Source organism: Pantoea sp. LMR881 (assembly GCF_027157825.1).
Lineage (GTDB): Bacteria > Pseudomonadota > Gammaproteobacteria > Enterobacterales > Enterobacteriaceae > Pantoea > Pantoea haifensis.
Genome location: NZ_JAPVOK010000002.1, coordinates 2,585,895 through 2,605,408, shown reverse-complemented (window position 1 = coordinate 2,605,408; position 19,514 = coordinate 2,585,895). Strand labels below are relative to the sequence as shown.

Genomic DNA, 19,514 nt, shown 5'->3' with positions numbered 1-19,514 from the left:
ATGGGAAATCTCAGGTGAAGTTCGTAAAGTATTTATTAATCCTTGCAGTGTGTTGCATTTTGCTGGGAGCCGGCTCGATTTATGGTCTCTACAAATACATAGAGCCGCAGCTGCCCGACGTTAACACGCTGAAAGATGTGCGCCTGCAAACCCCTATGCAGGTTTACAGTGCCGATGGCGAATTAATGGCGCAGTACGGCGAAATGCGCCGTATCCCGCTGAGCTTGCAGCAGGTTCCGCCTGAGATGGTGAAAGCCTTTATCGCCACTGAAGACAGCCGGTTTTATGAGCATCACGGTGTCGATCCGGTGGGTATTTTCCGTGCCGCCAGTATTGCGCTAATCTCAGGCCACGCTTCACAAGGTGCGAGTACCATTACGCAGCAGCTTGCGCGTAACTTCTTCCTTAGCCCTGAACGCACGCTGATGCGTAAGATAAAGGAAGCGTTTCTGGCGATTCGCATTGAGCAACTGTTGACGAAAGATGAGATCCTTGAGCTTTACCTGAATAAGATCTATCTCGGCTATCGCGCCTACGGTGTCGGCGCGGCTTCACAGGTCTATTTTGGTAAACCGGTGGATCAGCTTTCTCTGAGCGAAATAGCAATGATTGCTGGCCTGCCGAAAGCCCCCTCCACATTTAACCCGCTCTATTCTCACAGCCGTGCCCTGTCGCGTCGCAATGTGGTATTAGCACGTATGTTGGATCAGCACTACATCACCCAGCAGCAATATGACGATGCGCGTGATGCCCCACTGATTGCGAAATATCACGGCCCGGAAATCGCGTTCTCTGCACCTTATCTCAGCGAGATGGTGCGTCAGGAAATGGTGAAACGTTACGGCGACAATGCTTATACCGACGGCTATAAAGTTTACACCACAGTGACGCGCCGTTTGCAGCAAGCCGCGCAGGCGTCAGTGCGGAATAACGTGATGGCTTATGATATGCGTCATGGCTATCGCGGCCCGACTAACGTGTTGTGGAAAGTGGGTGAAGCGGCCTGGAGCCAGACGCAAATCGAAAAGGCACTAAAAGATCTGCCGATTTACGGTCCCTTGATTCCTGCGGTGGTAACAGACGCAAACAGCAATGAAGCCACAGCCATGTTGAAAGACGGCACCAATGTGTCTTTAACGCTGGCAGGCGTACGCTGGGCGCGTGCCTATAAATCAGACACGCTGCAAGGCGCAACGCCAAAAAGCGTGACGCAAGTTTTGCAGGCGGGTCAGCAGATTTGGGTACGTAAAGTCGGCGATGACTGGTGGCTGGGACAGGTGCCTGATGTGAATTCAGCCCTGGTGTCACTGGATCCAAATGATGGCGCGGTGCGCGCGCTGGTTGGCGGTTTCGACTTCAACCAGAGCATGTTTAACCGTGCAACTCAGGCGCTGCGTCAGGTCGGGTCAAACATCAAACCTTTCCTGTACACCGCAGCAATGGATCGCGGCTTAACGCTGGCCTCTATTCTGAACGATGTGCCGATTTCCCGTTGGGATGCAGGAGCAGGTGCTGACTGGCGTCCAAAAAATTCACCGCCAACCTATGATGGCCCAATTCGTCTTCGTCAGGGCTTAGGTCAGTCGAAGAATGTGGTGATGGTGCGTGCGATGCGTGCCATGGGTGTGGATTATGCCGCTGAGTATTTACAACGCTTCGGTTTCCCGGCGCAAAACATCGTGCATACCGAATCGCTGGCGCTGGGTGCCGCCTCGTTTACCCCATTGCAGGTAGCGCGCGGATATTCAGTGATGACGAACGGTGGCTTCCTGATCGATCCTTATTTCATTAAAAAGATTGAGAATGAACAGGGTCAGACGGTGTTTGAAGAGCAGCCGAAAATTGCTTGCCCGCAATGCAATTTGCCGGTGATTTATGGTGATACCAAAAAAGCCCTGGCGCTGAATGAAGAGAGCGTAGAAAACGTTGCGCCTTCTGATCAGAATCAAAACCAGGCTGTGCCGCAGCCGGAACTGGAACAGGTTCCTGCTCAGGCGCAGAACGGCGATCAACAGTATGCACCACATGTGATCAACACGCCGCTGTCGTTCCTGATTAAGAGCGCACTGAACTCCAACATTTTTGGCGAACCGGGCTGGATGGGCACGGGCTGGCGCGCGTCGCGCGATTTGAAGCGTAATGATATTGGCGGTAAAACCGGTACCACTAACAGCTCAAAAGATGCGTGGTTCTCAGGTTACGGCCCGGGCGTGGTGACATCAGTGTGGATAGGCTTTGACGATGCGCGTCGCGATCTGGGTCGTAGCACGCTGTCAGGTGCCATTCCCGATCAGATTTCAGGTTATGAAGGCGGCGCGAAGAGCGCGCAACCGGCATGGGATGATTACATGAAAACCGCGCTGGATGGCGTGCCGCCTCAGCCGTTAACGCCGCCGGACGGAGTTGTGACGGTCACGATCGATCGCAGCACCGGCAAGCTGGCAAACGGTGGCGGTAATACACGTCAGGAATACTTTATCAACGGCACACAACCGACCGAGTATTCTGTTCACGACGTTGGAACCACTATTATGGATAACGGTCAGAGCCAGGAACTGTTCTGATAAACAGGCCGATCTTTTAACTGCAAAGGCTGACAATTGTCAGCCTTCTTTATGGGTTAATACGTTATTCGGCCTTGCTGTACCAGCCATTCGCGCGCCATAAACAGCGCGCTGACGTTGCGGGCCTCACGAAAATCAGGCTCCTGTAACAGTGCCAGCATGTTATTTAATGGCCAGCGGCGCACAATTAACGGTTCTGGTTCATCCCCTTCCAGCTTCTCTTCATAAAGGTTTTCTGCCAGCACTATATTCATTTTGCTGGAGAAATAAGACGGTGCCATGGTGAGTTTACCCAACGATGTCAGCGTACCTGCTCCAAATCCCGCTTCTTCTTTGAGTTCACGATCGGCTGCCTGATCCACGGATTCACCCGGATCGATCAATCCTTTTGGAAAGCCAAGCTCATAACTTTCCAACCCAACAGCATATTCCTGAATAAGGATGAGATGGTCATCGATAACAGGCACGATCATTACGGCTTCTCGCTCAGACGGTCTCATGCGTTCGTAAACGCGACGTGCACCGTTGCTGAAAGCCAAATCCACCGCTTCGATAGTAAACAACCGCGAGCGCGCCACGGCTTCGACATTGAGGATGTTCGGTTTTTTTAAGGGGTTTTTCATATCAGCCTCAAACTTTGCAACGCCAGCTGCCAGGAGCGGATCAGCATACCTAACCGAAGACAATTGTGCGACAGTCAGTTAATGCGGCTTCGGCCTGAGAGATGTTCCTGTACCCGTTGCTAAGCAATTTTTTCTATTAGTCAATGTCTCTAAAGAAAATTCAGACAATACCGATTTTTAATTCAGTATTTGATGGTTACCATTCCGACAAGGCATGGTGTAATAACTTCTAATTAAATGATTTGCAGTAGTATTTCATCTGGTGTTTAAGGTGCCATGGCTGTTTATTCCCGCATAATTTGTCTTAAATTGTGGGAGCATCTGGGAGTACGTATTTAACGTGAAGGCAGTATTTTGGCTGAATTGAGCAAAGCATGAGCACAATAATTATCATATTGGCCGTAGTGCTAACCTGTTCAATTCTGGCAGGAATTGGTTTTTGGTACGCTATGCGGCATCGTCCGCCGTTGGCGAAACCGCTGCCATTTATCAGTCCACCCTGCCGTAAACTTTCTGATAAAGAGCGTAGTGCTGTTGAAAAATATGTCGCGACATTAGAAAAGCATCCTCGTTCGGCGCTACCGGGTGAAAAACGTGCCAGCAATGATCGACTCGCGCTCACCGCTCAAAGCAATAATGTCTATCCGGTCACGCGCGCTATTACGCGTTATGGTCTTTCAACGGATGATCCGCACAAGTGGCGCTATTACCTTGATGAAGTCGAAGTTCATTTGCCGCCATTATGGGAACAGTACATCACCGATGAGAACTACGTTGAGCTGATACGCACCCAATCTATTCCGTTAGTGATCTCGCTGAATGGTCACTCTTTGGTTGATTACGCCGCTGATCAACCCGCGCTTCCTACGCTGATGCGTCCTGTTTCCGCTAACGCCTCGATTCGCAAAGCAGAAAGTGAAAACGTTGAACTGTTGCAGGTGCGGAAAGAGACGCCGGAAGAGTATCGCTTGTCTCGTCCCGACGGCACACGCGAAGCCGTGACCATTTCGCTGGCTTTCCTGCTGTTTTTTATTAGTTTGCTGGTGCCACCTGCCCTGATGCTCTGGCTGGTGCTGACCGGCTGCGCGCTGATTGCAGTGAGCCTGTGGCTGCTGTATCGCTTTCCAGCCGAACATGGCTTACGCGACATCCACTGCCTGCGAGGTGCGCCGAAGCGTTGGGGATTGTTTGGTGAATCCAATCAGGAACAGAGCAATATTACGCTGGGGATCATCGATCTGACTTATCCGCAGCACTGGCAACCTTATGTCGCGCACGATCTGGGTCAAATCACAGATGTTGAGATCTACCTTAATCGGCAGGTTGTGCGCCAGGGCCGTTTTTTATCTTTGCAGGATGAAGTCAAAAACTTCCCGATTCAACGCTGGCGTAAAAACGTGGCGCTGGCCTGCGGCTCGCTGCTGGTGCTGACATTGCTGGTCACGTGGATCCCGCTCAGCATGCCGATCAAACTCAGCCTGGCCTGGGTTAAAGGCACTGACAGCCTGGAAGTGAACAGCGTCGATAAACTTAACAGCGTGGCGCTGAATATCGGCGACAGCCTGAAAGTGAACGGGACGGGCATGTGTTCTGTACCTGGCAATTATCAGAGCAACCGTAGCTATGCTTATATGCCATTCGACTGTTCGGCCATTTACTGGAATAACGCCACGCCATTGCCGCAGCCGCAGTCTGATATTATTGATAAGGCTGCCGCACTGTTAGATACCACAACCCGACAGCTGCATCCTGAAACCAATACCGATCCTAAGCTCAACCCGCAGCTGGCGTCAGCGATTCAGAAATCAGGCATGATCCTGTTAGATGATTTTTCCGATTTAGTGCTGAAAACGCAGGACTTATGTAATCAACAACAAGATTGCGTACGACTGAAAAATGCATTGGTGAACTTAGGTAACGCGAAAGACTGGGAAGCCCTGGTCGCCCGCGCGGATTCCGGGCAGTTAAATGGCATGAACGTACTGCTCCGTCCGGTCAGTGCCGAAGCTCTGGAGAATTTGGTTAATACCGCGACCTCCACTTTCTTTTTTCGCGAAACGCGCCGTGCAGCGGAGAATCTGAATAGCCCACCGCCGGGTGGCTTTTTAATTCTCAGCGACGAAGGCCGTCAACTGGTTAATCAGCCGCAGCCTGGCGTGTCGCTGTTTGATCTTGATGCGCCGTCACAATGGCAAGAATTGCAGCGGATGTCTGCAATGTTGCTGCATACACCGTTCAGCGCCAGAGGCATTATTACCAGTATTTCCACCGATGCGAACGGCACGCGACATATCGCGCTGCACAATGAGCCAGATGCGATGGCGAAATGGCGCTATCTTGGCACTACGCTGTTACTGCTGATATTAGTGGCCTGCTGTGTGATAAATGGACTGTTGGCGCTGCGCCGTATGCACCGCAACCGTCAGCGCATGCTTGATATTCAGCAATATTACGATAAGTGCTTCAATCACAACCTCGGCACTATGCAGAGCGTGCGCTCGTTATTCTGAGCCCTTCCCTTCTGTGCTACCCTGTCGCCCTGTTTTTTGCGGGGTAACGTTTATGACGCTCAACTGGTCTGACATTGACACCGTACTGCTCGATATGGACGGTACGTTGCTCGATCTGGCATTCGATCGCCATTTCTGGCTGGAGCACGTGCCAGAAACGCTCAGTCAACAGCGCGGCATCACGTTGGCGCAGGCTGAGCAGATCATTGCGGAAAAGTATCAGGCCGTAGCGCATACGCTAAACTGGTATTGTCTGGATTACTGGGCGCAGGAGCTGGCGCTGGATATTCGCGCCATGACCTGGGAAAAGCGTAGCCGCGCGACGATGCGTGAAGATACGCTGCCCTTTCTTCAGGCTTTGCGCCGCGCCGGAAAACGCACCATTTTGCTCACCAATGCGCATCCTTACAATCTGGATGTGAAACTGGCACAAACCGGCTTAGCGCCACACCTTGATTTATTACTTTCTACCCACACCTTTGGGTATCCGAAAGAAGACCAACGTTTATGGCAAGCGGTACAACAGCAAACCGGATTTATTAATTCGCGCACGCTGTTCATAGATGACAACGAAGCGATTCTGGATGCCGCCAGGATTTGGGGCATCGGCTGGTGCTTAGGGGTGAGTAATCCCGACTCAGGTCGCCCTGAGCAGATCTTTCAACGTCATGTCGCAGTCAGCGATTACCGTAAGCTGATCTGAAACAGGAGCAGCAATGAAAGAGAAAAACAGCGAAGGCGTGCGCCTCGACAAATGGCTGTGGGCTGCGCGCTTCTACAAAACCCGCTCAATCGCACGTGAAATGATTGAAGGCGGCAAAGTGCATTACAACGGGCAGCGCAGCAAGCCCAGTAAGTTAGTGGAGATTGATGCCGAACTTACGCTGCGTCAGGGGAATGATGAGCGCACCGTAGTGATTGCCGAAATCAGCGATCAGCGGCGGCCCGCCAGTGAAGCACAACAGCTTTATCGCGAAACCGAAGCCAGTATTGAAAAGCGCGAAAAAATGGCCCAGGCGCGCAAAATGAATGCGCTGACCATGCCGCATCCCGATCGTCGCCCTGATAAAAAAGAGCGGCGCGATCTGATGAAATTTAAATTATCAGGCGATGAATAGAACAATACCCTGAGGCTTTCAGGCTGCCGCAAGACGGCAAATCCATGAATTCCGATGACGTTACGCATGTAAGTGATTCGGGTGAATGCAAGCAGTCACTGCATGGCAGCCTGGGCTGCAACGGGTATTTTCAGGCGCTAACCTGCCTCGCCCCTATCGAGAGAAAACCTATGTCTGTACAAGATCAACTGCATCGTTACCTGTTTGAAAATGCGGCCGTGCGCGGCGAGCTGGTGAACGTCTCCAATACCTGGCGTGAAACCATTAAAAATCATGACTATCCTGCGCCAGTGCAGACGCTGCTGGGGGAATTGCTGGTGGCAACCAGCCTGTTAACCGCGACGCTGAAATTTGATGGCGAAATTACTGTGCAGTTGCAGGGCGACGGCCCACTTTCGCTGGCAGTGATCAACGGTAACAACAAGCAGGAACTGCGCGGTGTTGCGCGTCACAAAGGTGAGATTCCTGCTGACAGCACACTGAAAAGCATGGTCGGCAATGGCTATCTGGTCATTACAATTTCGCCAGAAAAAGGTGAACGTTACCAGGGCGTTGTGGGTTTAGAAGGCGAAACGCTTGCCGAGTGCCTGGAAGATTATTTTATGCGCTCAGAGCAGTTACCGACGCGTCTGTTTATTCGCACTAACGATAAAGGCGCTGCCGGAATCTTGCTGCAAGTTTTGCCTGCGCAAGAGACCAGTAAAGAAGATTTTGACCACCTCGCTGCGCTGACTGAAACCATCAAGAGCGAAGAGCTGATCGATTTGCCAGCCAACGATGTTCTGTGGCGTCTTTATCATCAGGAAGAGGCAACGGTGTACGATCCACAGCCAGTGATCTACAAATGTACCTGCTCAAGAGAGCGTTGCGGTGACGTGCTGAAAACGCTGCCGCAGGAAGAAGTCGATGAGATTATCGAAGAAGATGGCAAGATCGATATGCACTGCGATTATTGCGGTTCGCACTATATTTTTGATGCGGTCGATATTGCTGCTTTGCGCACTCATTCGGTCGACAACAGCGATCGTCTGCACTAATTTCTGCCGGGCGGCCTCGCCGCCCGCACTTCTGCCGTCTCGCCTATCCCCTTAATTTACATAAAAAAATATCTTTCTTTAGTTTCATAACGCCTTAAAAACAGTTGAAACACCCTCTTAGCGCGCCCTGAGTCGCATTTTTAACAGCCAACGCTTTTACCAAACGCCAGGAGGAGTAAACTGCGCGCGATCATGCGGCTGCCCAAAACCGGGCGGCATTAAATGTGCACGATCCCAACCTTTCTCTGCCTTTGCAGAACAGATACCGATTTAAGGAGCAGTAAAATGCGCGTTAACGGCCTGACCTCGCAAGACCTTGTCAATCTGGGCATCACAGAGACCACGGAAGTGGTTTACAACCCTGATTACGACACGCTCTTCCAGGAAGAAACTCGCCCGGAGCTTGACGGTTTTGCACGTGGCACCCTGACGCAAAGCGGCGCAATAGCAGTGGACACCGGCATTTTTACCGGGCGCTCGCCAAAGGATAAATACATTGTTCGTGACGACACCACGCGCGATACCCTGTGGTGGAACGATCAGGGAACCGGTAAAAACGATAATCAACCGCTTTCTCAGGAAACGTGGCAAGCGTTGAAAGCCTGTGTTACGCAGCAGCTTTCCGGTAAGCGTTTATTTGTGATTGATGCCTTTTGCGGCGCGAATCCAGATTCCCGCCTTAGCGTACGCTTCATTACCGAGGTGGCGTGGCAAGCGCATTTCGTCAAAAACATGTTTATTCGCCCTGATGAGGCTGAGCTGGCCGATTTCACACCCGATTTCGTGGTGATGAACGGTGCCCGGTGTACCAATCCAGACTGGCAACAGCAGGGACTCCATTCGGAAAACTTCATTGCTTTCAACCTGACTGAACGCATGCAACTGATTGGCGGAAGCTGGTACGGCGGCGAAATGAAGAAAGGCCTGTTTGCCGTCATGAACTATCTGCTGCCGCTTAAAGGTATCGCGTCAATGCACTGCTCGGCTAACGTCGGCAAAGCGGGCGATGTTGCCGTCTTCTTTGGTTTATCTGGCACCGGCAAAACCACGCTCTCGACTGACCCAGAGCGTCAGTTAATTGTGTGATGATGAACATGGCTGGGATGATGATGGCGTGTTCAATTTTGAAGGCGGCTGCTACGCCAAAACCATCAACCTTTCAGAGCAAGCTGAGCCAGAAATCTACCGTGCAATCCGCCGCGATGCGCTGCTGGAAAACGTAGTGGTGCGGGCTGACGGCAGCGTTGATTATGCTGATGGCAGCAAAACCGAAAACACCCGCGTGTCTTATCCGATCAACCATATCGATAATATTGTCCAGCCCGTATCGAAAGCGGGCCATGCAAAGAAAGTGATTTTCCTCACTGCCGATGCCTTTGGCGTGTTACCGCCAGTATCGCGGTTGACGCCGGAGCAAACGCAATATCACTTCCTGTCAGGCTTTACCGCCAAGCTGGCGGGCACGGAGCGCGGCGTGACGCAACCTACGCCAACGTTTTCTGCCTGCTTTGGTGCCGCTTTCCTGATGCTGCATCCCACGCAGTACGCTGAAGTGCTGGTAAAGCGCATGGAAGCGTCAGGTGCGCAAGCTTATCTGGTGAATACCGGCTGGAATGGCAGCGGCAAGCGCATCTCGCTGAAAGATACGCGCGCCATTATCAACGCGATTCTGGCAGGCGAACTGGATGATGCGCCAACGCAAACGCTGCCGATTTTCAATCTGCAGATGCCAACCAGCCTCGGTACGCTGGATGCCGCGATGCTTGATCCGCGGGGTAGCTGGGGAAGTGAAGAGAAATGGCAGGAGGCTGCTCAGGATCTGGCGCAGCGTTTTATTGCTAACTTCGGGAAATATACCGATAACGCCGCCGGTGCCGCACTGGTAAAAGCGGGTCCACAGCTGTAAAACCCGGCGCGGCACGCGTGCCGCGCCTGTTTTAGCTTTGTGCGTGAACGCTATGGCCCGACGCAGGCGTTTCCACCAACGGTAGCCAGGCGCGAATACGTAATCCGCCACGCTCGCTGTCGCCAATCTCCAGCGATCCCTGATGCGCATCGATAATACGCTGTACAATGGCCAGCCCTAACCCCGTGCCGCTGGTGCTACGGGCGCTGTCGCCGCGCACAAACGGCTGGAACAGATGCTGAAGCTGATCCGGCTTGATACCCGGACCATCATCTTCTACCTGGAACCAGGCACGATGCAACTCACGTCCGCTACTGACCTTAATCCAGCCATTACCGTAACGCGCGGCGTTGACCACTAAATTGGCCAGTGCACGCTTAATGGAGAGAGGATTAATGTTAAGCATTAACTCTTCCGGCATCACCGCATTTTCGATTTCACGCTCGTAACCGCTCTCAGCGGCCACCACTTCGCCAAGCACGCTGTTTAAATCGGCGCGCTCAGTTTGCATCTCCTGACCGGTACGCAGATAGTCAATAAATTGCTCAATGATGGCGTTACACTCTTCGATATCTTTATTAATCGACTCGGCAAGATAGCCATCTTCTTCGCCCATCATTTCAGTGGCGAGACGGATGCGCGTCAGCGGCGTGCGAAGATCGTGGCTGACACCCGCCATCAGTAAAGTACGATCGTCGGCCAGCTGTTTCACACCTGCTGCCATCTGGTTAAAAGCACGTGTCACTGAACGAACTTCAGACGCCCCGTATTCACGCAGCGGCGGAGGAATGATGCCTTTCCCGACCTGCAACGCCGCATGTTCAAGATCGACTAAAGGGCGGTTTTGAATACGGATAAATAACCAGGCACCGCCAATCGCCAGTAGCATAATGGCTAAGGTGTAGCGGAACAGCGGCGAAAAATCGCCTTGATGAATTTCCGTTAGCGGTACACGCACCCAGATATCGGGCGAGAGCCAGGTTTTCAGCCACACGACCGGTGAATTCTTGTTAACTTCTACGCGCACATCGGTGGGACCGCCAAGCTGCTGCCCCATCTGCTCGCTGAGAAATTCATAGTGCTGCGCCCAACGCAAGCCGCTCTCCTCCGCCGCCGCATTGGTATAAAGCGAAATACCCAGCTCGCGATAGATTTCCCGCCGAAAAGCGGGCGGCACTTCGAGTTGCGTCCCGTCTTCCAGCTGCAATCTGTCGGTCATCAACATACGCACTTCGTAAGCGAGAACCTTATTAAACTGTTGCAGGCTGGGAAGAATGGCGAAGTTAAGCACCACCAGGTAGGTCGTTACCAGGCTGACAAACAGCAAGGTAACGATCAACAGCAGGGTGCGTGCGAAGGAGCTACGTGGCGAGAAGCGCAGCCGCCTCATGCTTTACTGCCGTCCGGTACAAATACGTAGCCCAAACCCCAAACGGTCTGGATATAGCGCGGATGCGCTGGATCTTCTTCCACCATGCGACGCAGGCGGGAGATCTGTACGTCGATTGATCGCTCCATTGCGCTGTATTCACGACCACGCGCCAGGTTCATCAGCTTGTCACGCGACAGCGGCTCACGTGGATGGCTGACCAGGGCTTTTAACACGGCAAACTCGCCGCTGGTTAACGGCATTGGCTCATCTTCACGGAACATTTCACGTGTGCCGAGATTGAGTTTGAACTTACCAAACGCAATCACCGCTTCTTCCTGCGATGGCGCACCCGGCAATTCGTTAGCCTGACGACGCAGCACCGCACGAATACGCGCCAGCAGTTCGCGCGGGTTAAACGGTTTGGGAATGTAATCATCCGCACCGATTTCCAGCCCAACAATACGATCCACCTCTTCCCCTTTCGCCGTTACCATAATAATGGGCATCGGGTTGCTCTGACTACGCAGGCGGCGGCAGATAGACAAACCATCTTCTCCCGGCAACATTAAATCCAGCACCATCAGGTGAAAAGATTCACGGGTTAACAAACGATCCATCTGTTCGGCATTGGCGACACTACGCACCTGAAAGCCCTGCTCGGTGAGATAGCGTTCCAGCAGTGCGCGCAGACGCATATCGTCATCGACGACCAGAATTTTGTAGTTCTCTTGCATTATTTACTCCCAAAGGCGCTATTGCCTGTGCCGATATTGTTAAAAAAAGATGCCTTATAGTGACAGTCATTAATGGTTTATATTCTAGCCGAAATTGTTACAAAGCATATTAAACAGCAGCTTATCTTTATTTTTTGCGCTTCGAGCAGCCTGAAAAGGCTCGTTACACAATGGGTTGAGTAGAGCACGACAAATCTGAAATATGCGCGTTTTTTCTTACATTAACTGGTGCCAGATTAACGCCATCTTTTATTGATTGAACAAATTCAGCGTGTTAGCGGAGAATTTGACTTAATTGTTCAGCCATAAACCTGTTGAAGCGGCTAATAATCCATTCCGTGGCGTTCACAGCAGCATAAGACGCTGTAATTAAGGGCGCATTGACGTTTCCTCTCTCGGATTAACTCCATGAACCAGCCCGCCAGATCCACTCAAGCATAAACCGCGCTAAATCAATCATTAACGTCAACTTTTCGTTCTGAACAATTTCCATCAGACTGCATCAGCACCGCTTCTTATAATGTGACGACAGGGAGATAACAATGAAAAAAACAGCATTGCTGTTAAGTGCACTGGTGCTGACTGCGCTGAATCCCGTTTATGCTGCCACCGTGGTCGGTGAAGCCGCAGGCGCGCAGGCATCAACCACCGCACAAGGGAATTCCAATGCCATCGGTGTCGGCGCTGTTGCAGCTCTGTTTGGCGTTGCGCTCGCTACCGCAGGCGGTGGCGACGGACATGGCAACGGTACGTCAACCACAACGGCAACGCAGGCCGGAAAATAACTCACTGCTTTAACGCGCTTAGATCATTCTTTCTGTGTCAGCCAGTTTCGCCACCGGGGATGTCAACGTGGGGTTTTAACTTTTAAAACCCTTTCCCCGACTCTTTTTTGCGATGATATTTGCTATACACTGAGTCTCTTTTGACTTTTCTGACTGCTGTGGCATGAAAACCCGACTCATTACCCGTGAAGGCTTTAATCAGTTAAAAGCCGAACTCGACTATCTCTGGCGTGAAGAGCGTCCTGAAGTAACCAAAAAAGTCACCTGGGCTGCCAGCCTTGGCGATCGAAGTGAAAACGCCGATTATCAATACAATAAAAAGCGTCTGCGTGAGATTGATCGCCGGGTACGCTACTTAACCAAAAGCCTGGAACAGCTTCGCATCGTTGACTATTCCCCCAGCAAGACGGCAAAGTCTTCTTTGGCGCATGGGTCGAAGTTGAGAACGATGATGGCGATCTTAAACGTTTTCGTATTGTGGGTTACGACGAGATATTTGGCCGCAAAGATTATATTTCCATCGACTCACCGATGGCGCGTGCCTTACTGAAAAAAGAGGTCGGCGATGCGGCGACGGTAGAGACACCAGCCGGTCCGGCAATCTGGTATGTTAACAACATTCGCTATCAGGAATAGCGACTCAGAATATCGCTGAAAGCCGCCCGCTTCTCTGGCAATTTTCACCATCAATCCGTATAACTGTCCGCTGTTTCTCAACCCTGTAAGCAAGACAGCACTGATGATGAAAGTTCTGAGCCACATAATTGCAAGTGAGCTTCAGGCGCGGGCAGAGCAAGTAGACGCTGCCGTTCGCCTGTTGGACGAAGGGAATACCGTGCCCTTTATCGCACGTTATCGTAAAGAGGTGACCGGCGGGCTGGATGATACCCAGTTGCGTCAACTGGAAACCCGTCTGAGCTATCTGCGTGAATTAGAAGAGCGTCGCCAGTCGATTCTGAAATCCATTGATGAGCAAGGCAAACTAACCGACGATCTCGCCAAAGCCATTAACACCACCCTCAGCAAAACCGAGCTTGAAGATCTTTACCTGCCCTATAAACCCAGACGCCGCACCCGGGGACAAATTGCCATTGAGGCGGGTCTGGAACCGCTGGCGGATACGCTATGGCAAGAACCGTCGCACGATCCTGAGCAGTTAGCCGCACAATTTGTTGATGCCGAAAAAGGCGTGGCCGATGTGCGCGCGGCATTAGACGGTGCGCGCTATATTCTGATGGAGCGTTTTGCCGAAGACGCGACGCTGCTGGCGAAAGTGCGTAACTATTTATGGAAAAACGCCCATCTGGTCTCGCGTGTTGTCGAAGGCAAAGAGGAAGAAGGCGCAAAATTCCGCGACTATTTCGATCATCACGAAGCGTTAAACAGTGTGCCTTCCCACCGTGCGCTGGCGATGCTGCGCGGCCGTAACGAAGGTGTATTGCAACTCTCCCTGAATGCCGATCCGCAATTTGATGAAGCACCGCGTGAAAGTCATGGCGAAACGCTGATTGCCGACCATTTGAATCTGCGCCTGAATAATGCTCCGGCGGATAGCTGGCGTAAAGCGGTAGTCAGCTGGACATGGCGCATTAAAGTGATGCTGCATTTGGAAACGGAGCTGATGGGCAGCGTGCGCGAGCGTGCAGAAGAGGAAGCCATCAACGTGTTTGCGCGTAACCTGCACGACTTACTGATGGCAGCGCCTGCGGGTATGCGTTCGACGATGGGCCTGGATCCGGGCCTGCGTACTGGCGTAAAAGTAGCGGTAGTCGACGCGACCGGCAAGCTGGTTGCAACGGATACTATTTATCCGCATACCGGCCAGGCGGCTAAAGCCGCCACGGTGGTCGCGGCGCTCTGCGCTAAACATCAGGTTGAACTGGTGGCTATCGGTAACGGCACCGCCTCACGCGAGACTGAGCGATTCTTCCTTGAAGTACAAAAGCAGTATCCGCAGATTACCGCACAAAAAGTCATTGTCAGCGAAGCGGGCGCATCCGTTTATTCCGCCTCTGAGCTGGCGGCGCTGGAGTTCCCGGATCTGGATGTCTCCCTGCGTGGCGCAGTCTCTATCGCACGCCGTTTACAGGATCCGCTGGCAGAACTGGTGAAGATCGATCCGAAATCGATCGGTGTAGGCCAGTATCAGCACGACGTCAGCCAAAGCCAGCTGGCGAAGAAGCTGGACGCAGTGGTGGAAGATTGTGTGAACGCCGTTGGCGTTGATCTGAATACCGCTTCCGTACCGTTGCTCACGCGTGTCGCTGGCCTGACGCGCATGATGGCGCAGAATATTGTCAGCTGGCGTGACGAAAATGGTCGTTTCCAGAACCGTCAGCAGTTGCTGAAAGTCAGCCGTCTTGGACCAAAAGCGTTTGAGCAGTGCGCCGGCTTCCTGCGTATTAGCCACGGTGATAACCCGCTGGACGCCTCAACGGTTCACCCGGAAGCCTATCCAGTGGTGGAACGTATTCTGACCGCGACCGAGCAGGCCCTTAATGAGCTGATGGGTAATCCGTCTGGCCTGCGTAACCTGAAAGCGGTTGATTTCACTGATGAGCGTTTTGGTCTGCCCACCGTCACTGACATCATAAAAGAGCTGGAAAAACCAGGCCGCGATCCGCGCCCGGAATTTAAAACTGCTCAGTTTGCCGAGGGCGTTGAAACGCTGAACGACCTGATGCCAGGCATGATTCTGGAAGGTGCCGTGACCAACGTGACTAACTTTGGTGCGTTCGTTGATATCGGTGTTCATCAGGATGGTTTAGTGCATATCTCATCGCTTTCTGACAAGTTCGTTGAAGATCCGCATCAGGTGGTGAAAGCAGGCGATATTGTCAAAGTGAAGGTGATGGGGGTTGATCTGCCACGCAAGCGTATTGCGCTGACGATGCGCCTTGACGAGCAGCCCGGTGAGAGCAACGCGCGCAGCAGTAATCGCAGCGCGCCGCGTGAAAACAGCCGTCCGGCTGCGAGCAAAGGGCGTCAGCGTCCAGCCAGCCTGCCTGCGGGTAACAGCGCAATGGGTGATGCGCTGGCAGCGGCTTTTGGTAAGAAACGATAAGTTTCAGCACCCTTCCCGCTTTCTCTCTCCTCAACCCTTCCTGTACGTGGGAAGGGTTGGAATAAGGGCAGTTGCGCCTGAAGCTCCAAACAATTAAGTTGAAAATCTTCATCGGGGCGCTACGCTAACAATACGCCTGTCATAAAAACTACATCCGCTGTGGCACCCAATTCGCGATGGAAACGATCACTGCTTTAATCGATAAGATTTATGCTGACACCTTTCCACTGGCCATGCGCGAGCGTTTGCTTGCCAACGTTGCCAAAGCCCGCGACGCGATAAAGCTGCCGCGCAAGGCTCACTGGGATGAGCTGGATGTGGTGCTCATTACCTATGCCGACCAGTTCCGTGAGCCAGACAAGCCAACGCTCCAGAGCTTCTCACACTTCTACCAGCAACATCTGCAAACGACGTTTCCGCTGGTGCATCTGCTGCCGTTTTTCCCCTATTCATCTGACGACGGCTTTTCCGTCATTGATTACCATCAGGTCAATCCGTTATGCGGTGAATGGCAGGATATTGCTACGCTGCATCAGGAAACCCGGCTGATGTTTGATTTTGTCTGTAATCATATGTCGGCCCGCAGCGCATGGTTTAAACACTTTCTGGCACAGGATCCTGGCTGGGATAACTTTTTTATCAGCATGCCACCCGCAACCGATCTCAGCGCCGTAACGCGACCGCGCACCTCGCCGCTTCTCACGCCGTTTGAAATGGCGAATGGCGAAACCCGCTTTATCTGGACAACCTTTAGTGCTGACCAAATCGACCTCAATTTTGCTCACCCTGAGGTGCTGATTCGTATCGTGGATGTGCTGCTCGACTACCTGACACGTGGTGCCGATTATGTGCGGCTGGATGCGGTGGGTTATATGTGGAAAACCCCCGGCACTAACTGCATTCATCTGGAAAAAACGCATCAGTTGGTGAAATTGTTTCGTGCAATATCTGACGTGGTTGCGCCCGGCACGGTCATCATTACCGAAACCAACGTGCCACATAAAGACAACATCAGCTACTTTGGCGATGGCTATGACGAAGCGCAGATGGTGTATCAGTTTTCGCTGCCGCCTCTGGTGTTACATGCGATCCACTCTGGTTCAGGCCGTGCCTTGCGCCAATGGGCCAGTTCGCTCGATCTGAGCACTGGCGGCACCACCTTTTTAATTTCCTCGCCTCGCACGACGGGATCGGGTTGAATCCGGCGCGCGGCATTTTGACAGAAATAGAAATTGTGGCGCTGGTGCGCGATCTGGCACTGGAAGGGGCGTTAGTTTCCTATAAAAATAACCCGGATGGCACCACCAGCCCCTATGAAATCAACGTCACCTATCTTGATGCACTCAGCCGTCAGGATGATGACGATAAAACGCGCCTCAAACGCTTTCTTTTAGCGCACGCGATTTTGCTGGCATTTCCGGGTGTGCCCGCCATCTACATTCAGAGCATGCTGGGATCACGTAACGATTATGATGGCGTGCGGATGGCAGGCCATAACCGCGCCATCAACCGACAGAAATATCATTTGCAGGAGATCGAGACTGCGCTGGCAGGAGGAGACTGGCTGCGACAGCAGGTTTATATCCAGCTCAGCCAGCTCATTCAACTTCGCCAGCGTCAGTCAGCCTTTCATCCCGATAATCCGATGACGCTGTACGACAGTGAAAATGCCCTGCTGGTTCTGAAGCGTCATCTTGCCAACAGTGAAGAGGGGTTATTGTGCGTGTTTAATCTCAGTGGACGGCAGGTCAAAACGCATCTGCCCGAGGCGCGCATCCTACAGGACGTGATCAGCGGTGAAAAAATAGATGGCACCCAGCCATTAACGCTGGATGCCTGGCAGTTCATGTGGCTACGAGGCTGATTACTTATACACGTCGGCAGTGGCGCTAAATTTACCGTGCTCACGGCCTGCGATGACCAGGAAGTAGCGTCCGCCCTTCTCATCGGCCATTTTTGACAGCTCGCGTTTAGCATCCATCGGTGAGGTGGTTTCCGCCGTGGTATTCACCGTACCGATTTTCTCAAGATTCATTTTCTGCACATCTTCTTTAGTGACTTCCTTCGCCGCCAAAGCTGAAAATGACACTGCACCCATCATCACTGAAGCCACAACCCATTTCAAAACCTTCATATGTTTACCCTCTTAGATCCATTATTGAGATGTAAGCAGCCGCGAAACGCGTAAGGCAATATGGAACGGCATAGTCAAATCCCAGACTAATCACATATAAGTGCAGCGGCCTTGCTCACGCATTGAAGTATTGCCGCTGCCAGCGATTTTGCCAGTCGTCACGCCGTTAAGCCGGTAATGTGTTGATGAATTGCATAATTTGTTGACTGAACGGCTCGGGATGAGAAATGAAAGGCGCATGCGCAGCCTTCTCCATCACAACAGAAGGAGAAGAAGGCAGCTGTTCATCCAGCTGCTGCGCAATGCGACGCGGCACCAGGCCGTCCAGTGAGCCATACAGCCGCAGGAATGGCAGTGAGATGTCGGATAGCGCGTCGCGCAAATCAACCTGGCGCAGAATATCCAGCCCACCTTCCAGCACATCAACCGACGGCATCGGCTGCGACAGCACAATCTCTTTCAACTGTCGGGCATCTGCGCGTGCGCTGTCAGTGCCCAGCGTTTGCAGCGCCAGGAAGCGTTCAACCGTGCGTTGAAAATGGCTACTCAACTGCTGCTGAAAGCCTTGCAGTGTCTCTGGTTTGATGCCTGGCCATGAATCGTATGCCGTAAAACAGGGCGATGAGGCAACGGTGATTAGCGCACGCAGCTTTTCGGGCACGGTCAGTGCCAGCTGCGTCGCCACCAGCCCTCCTAACGACCAGCCCAACACAATGGCGCGTTGCGGCAATAATGGCGTCAGATGGCGAGCCATTTCTTCAAGCGTCAGCGCAGCAAAACCCTGGCTGCGGCCGTATCCCGGCAGATCGACCAGATGCAGGCGAAAATGCGTGCTGAGTCGCGGAACAATGCTTTGCCACACTTCCGCATTCAGTCCCCACCCGTGCAGCAGCACAAGATCGACTTTTCCTTCCCCGCAGGTGTGCCAGTAAAGCGACGTCATCAGTTACTATCCCAAAAATGATAAGGAGATCGCTATGCTACCAATGCCTGCCCTTTGTTGGCTATGCCAGTTACCACTGCGCATTGCACATCACGGCCTGTGTAGCCGGTGCCTGAGCAACCTGGCAACACCGCCGCCGCTGTGTCCACGCTGTGGTTTACCCGCCACATCAACCTCTCTTCCCTGTGGTCGCTGCCTGCGTTCACCGCCCGCGTGGCAGGCACTGGTTTGCGTCGGCGATTATCAGCCACCGCTTCGTCACTGGGTACATCAACTGAAATTTTCTCGCGTGACCGCACTCAGGGTGATGCTGGCTCGGCTGCTTTTGCTAAGCTGGCTTCATGCTTACCGCACGCGTGCGTTGCCGCGTCCGGATATCGTATTGTGTGTCCCTCTGCATCAACGCCGTAGCTGGCAGCGTGGCTACAACCAAACTGCGCTTCTGGCACAACCTTTGGCGCGCTGGCTGGGATGCACATTCAGCCACGGATTACGGCGACGACGTCAGGGTGCAGTGCAGCATCAGTTAAGCGCACAGCAACGCCGCATCAATTTACGCGGCGCTTTTCAGCTTGAAATAGCGGTGCGTGGGTGCCATATCGCTCTTATTGATGATGTGGTCACCACCGGCAGTACGGTGGAAGAGATTAGCCGTCTGTTGCTGGCGCAAGGCGCAGCCAGCGTGCAGGTTTGGTGCCTGTGCCGTACCTTGTAGAGCGTCGGT

At 52.7% G+C, this 19,514-nt stretch carries 13 protein-coding genes and 3 pseudogenes; 11 read left to right on the top strand and 5 right to left on the bottom strand.

What is annotated here, in order from left to right:
- Positions 1 to 14: 14 nt before the first annotated feature.
- Positions 15 to 2,564: a peptidoglycan glycosyltransferase/peptidoglycan DD-transpeptidase MrcA gene (gene mrcA / locus O3W44_RS13995; RefSeq protein WP_269293544.1), complete on the top strand. Its 2,550-nt coding sequence runs from the start codon at positions 15 to 17 to the stop codon at positions 2,562 to 2,564.
- Positions 2,565 to 2,620: 56 nt separating this feature from the next.
- Here mrcA and nudE read toward each other — a convergent pair whose 3' ends face one another.
- Complete coding sequence (gene nudE, locus O3W44_RS13990; protein WP_269293543.1) at positions 2,621 to 3,187, bottom strand: ADP compounds hydrolase NudE; 567 nt, start codon at positions 3,185 to 3,187, stop codon at positions 2,621 to 2,623.
- A gap of 374 nt (positions 3,188 to 3,561) precedes the next feature.
- Here nudE and O3W44_RS13985 point away from each other — a divergent pair, with 374 nt between their 5' ends.
- The 5 genes and pseudogenes from O3W44_RS13985 to pckA all read left to right on the top strand — a co-directional run bounded on the left by O3W44_RS13985 (position 3,562) and on the right by pckA (position 9,758).
- The gene (locus O3W44_RS13985; protein WP_269293542.1) at positions 3,562 to 5,697 is read left to right on the top strand and encodes an intracellular growth attenuator family protein; all 2,136 of its coding nucleotides are present in this window, start codon (positions 3,562 to 3,564) and stop codon (positions 5,695 to 5,697) included.
- Positions 5,698 to 5,749: 52 nt separating this feature from the next.
- On the top strand, positions 5,750 to 6,400 hold the full coding sequence (gene yrfG, locus O3W44_RS13980; RefSeq protein WP_269293541.1) for a GMP/IMP nucleotidase: 651 nt from the start codon (positions 5,750 to 5,752) through the stop codon (positions 6,398 to 6,400).
- A gap of 13 nt (positions 6,401 to 6,413) precedes the next feature.
- Positions 6,414 to 6,815 (top strand): ribosome-associated heat shock protein Hsp15, encoded by a 402-nt coding sequence (hslR, locus tag O3W44_RS13975; protein ID WP_269293540.1) that lies wholly within the window; start codon positions 6,414 to 6,416, stop codon positions 6,813 to 6,815.
- 170 nt (positions 6,816 to 6,985) lie between these two features.
- The gene (hslO, locus tag O3W44_RS13970; RefSeq protein WP_269293539.1) at positions 6,986 to 7,852 is read left to right on the top strand and encodes an Hsp33 family molecular chaperone HslO; all 867 of its coding nucleotides are present in this window, start codon (positions 6,986 to 6,988) and stop codon (positions 7,850 to 7,852) included.
- 285 nt (positions 7,853 to 8,137) lie between these two features.
- Positions 8,138 to 9,758 (top strand): annotated as a pseudogene (pckA, locus tag O3W44_RS13965) (phosphoenolpyruvate carboxykinase (ATP)).
- Positions 9,759 to 9,789: 31 nt separating this feature from the next.
- Here pckA and envZ read toward each other — a convergent pair.
- A complete protein-coding gene (gene envZ / locus O3W44_RS13960; protein WP_269293538.1) occupies positions 9,790 to 11,148 on the bottom strand; it encodes a two-component system sensor histidine kinase EnvZ in 1,359 nt (452 codons plus the stop codon).
- Positions 11,145 to 11,864 (bottom strand): osmolarity response regulator transcription factor OmpR, encoded by a 720-nt coding sequence (gene ompR, locus O3W44_RS13955; protein ID WP_001157751.1) that lies wholly within the window; start codon positions 11,862 to 11,864, stop codon positions 11,145 to 11,147. The genes envZ and ompR overlap by 4 nt, the downstream gene beginning before the upstream one ends.
- Before the next feature lie 542 nt (positions 11,865 to 12,406).
- Between ompR and yjbE the strand changes: the two genes are divergently transcribed.
- The 4 genes and pseudogenes from yjbE (at position 12,407) to O3W44_RS13935 (ending at position 17,577) form a co-directional block, all read left to right on the top strand.
- Positions 12,407 to 12,649, top strand: a complete 243-nt coding sequence (gene yjbE, locus O3W44_RS13950) for an exopolysaccharide production protein YjbE (protein ID WP_269293536.1) — start codon at positions 12,407 to 12,409, stop codon at positions 12,647 to 12,649.
- Between the two features lie 163 nt (positions 12,650 to 12,812).
- Positions 12,813 to 13,285, top strand: a pseudogene (gene greB / locus O3W44_RS13945) (transcription elongation factor GreB).
- A 103-nt stretch (positions 13,286 to 13,388) separates the two neighbouring features.
- Positions 13,389 to 15,713 carry a Tex family protein gene (locus O3W44_RS13940; RefSeq protein WP_269293534.1) on the top strand — a complete coding sequence of 775 codons (2,325 nt, stop codon included), beginning with the start codon at positions 13,389 to 13,391 and terminating at the stop codon, positions 15,711 to 15,713.
- Positions 15,714 to 15,889: 176 nt separating this feature from the next.
- Positions 15,890 to 17,577: pseudogene (locus O3W44_RS13935) on the top strand (alpha-amylase family glycosyl hydrolase).
- Here O3W44_RS13935 and O3W44_RS13930 read toward each other — a convergent pair.
- Positions 17,578 to 17,847 carry a DUF1471 domain-containing protein gene (locus tag O3W44_RS13930; RefSeq protein ID WP_269293533.1) on the bottom strand — a complete coding sequence of 90 codons (270 nt, stop codon included), beginning with the start codon at positions 17,845 to 17,847 and terminating at the stop codon, positions 17,578 to 17,580.
- A gap of 166 nt (positions 17,848 to 18,013) precedes the next feature.
- The gene (bioH, locus tag O3W44_RS13925; RefSeq protein WP_269293532.1) at positions 18,014 to 18,790 is read right to left on the bottom strand and encodes a pimeloyl-ACP methyl ester esterase BioH; all 777 of its coding nucleotides are present in this window, start codon (positions 18,788 to 18,790) and stop codon (positions 18,014 to 18,016) included.
- Between the two features lie 34 nt (positions 18,791 to 18,824).
- Between bioH and gntX the strand changes: the two genes are divergently transcribed.
- Positions 18,825 to 19,505 carry a DNA utilization protein GntX gene (gene gntX / locus O3W44_RS13920; RefSeq protein ID WP_269293531.1) on the top strand — a complete coding sequence of 227 codons (681 nt, stop codon included), beginning with the start codon at positions 18,825 to 18,827 and terminating at the stop codon, positions 19,503 to 19,505.
- Positions 19,506 to 19,514: the final 9 nt, after the last annotated feature.

Excerpts from the sequence above, each read along its gene's own strand:
- nudE (WP_269293543.1), bottom strand. The coding sequence starts at position 3,187 with ATGAAAAACCCCTTAAAAAAACCGAACATCCTCAATGTCGAAGCCGTG.
- O3W44_RS13985 (WP_269293542.1), top strand. The coding sequence starts at position 3,562 with ATGAGCACAATAATTATCATATTGGCCGTAGTGCTAACCTGTTCAATT.
- yrfG (WP_269293541.1), top strand. The coding sequence starts at position 5,750 with ATGACGCTCAACTGGTCTGACATTGACACCGTACTGCTCGATATGGAC.
- hslR (WP_269293540.1), top strand. The coding sequence starts at position 6,414 with ATGAAAGAGAAAAACAGCGAAGGCGTGCGCCTCGACAAATGGCTGTGG.
- hslO (WP_269293539.1), top strand. The coding sequence starts at position 6,986 with ATGTCTGTACAAGATCAACTGCATCGTTACCTGTTTGAAAATGCGGCC.
- envZ (WP_269293538.1), bottom strand. The coding sequence starts at position 11,148 with ATGAGGCGGCTGCGCTTCTCGCCACGTAGCTCCTTCGCACGCACCCTG.
- ompR (WP_001157751.1), bottom strand. The coding sequence starts at position 11,864 with ATGCAAGAGAACTACAAAATTCTGGTCGTCGATGACGATATGCGTCTG.
- yjbE (WP_269293536.1), top strand. The coding sequence starts at position 12,407 with ATGAAAAAAACAGCATTGCTGTTAAGTGCACTGGTGCTGACTGCGCTG.
- O3W44_RS13940 (WP_269293534.1), top strand. The coding sequence starts at position 13,389 with ATGATGAAAGTTCTGAGCCACATAATTGCAAGTGAGCTTCAGGCGCGG.
- O3W44_RS13930 (WP_269293533.1), bottom strand. The coding sequence starts at position 17,847 with ATGAAGGTTTTGAAATGGGTTGTGGCTTCAGTGATGATGGGTGCAGTG.
- bioH (WP_269293532.1), bottom strand. The coding sequence starts at position 18,790 with ATGACGTCGCTTTACTGGCACACCTGCGGGGAAGGAAAAGTCGATCTT.
- gntX (WP_269293531.1), top strand. The coding sequence starts at position 18,825 with ATGCTACCAATGCCTGCCCTTTGTTGGCTATGCCAGTTACCACTGCGC.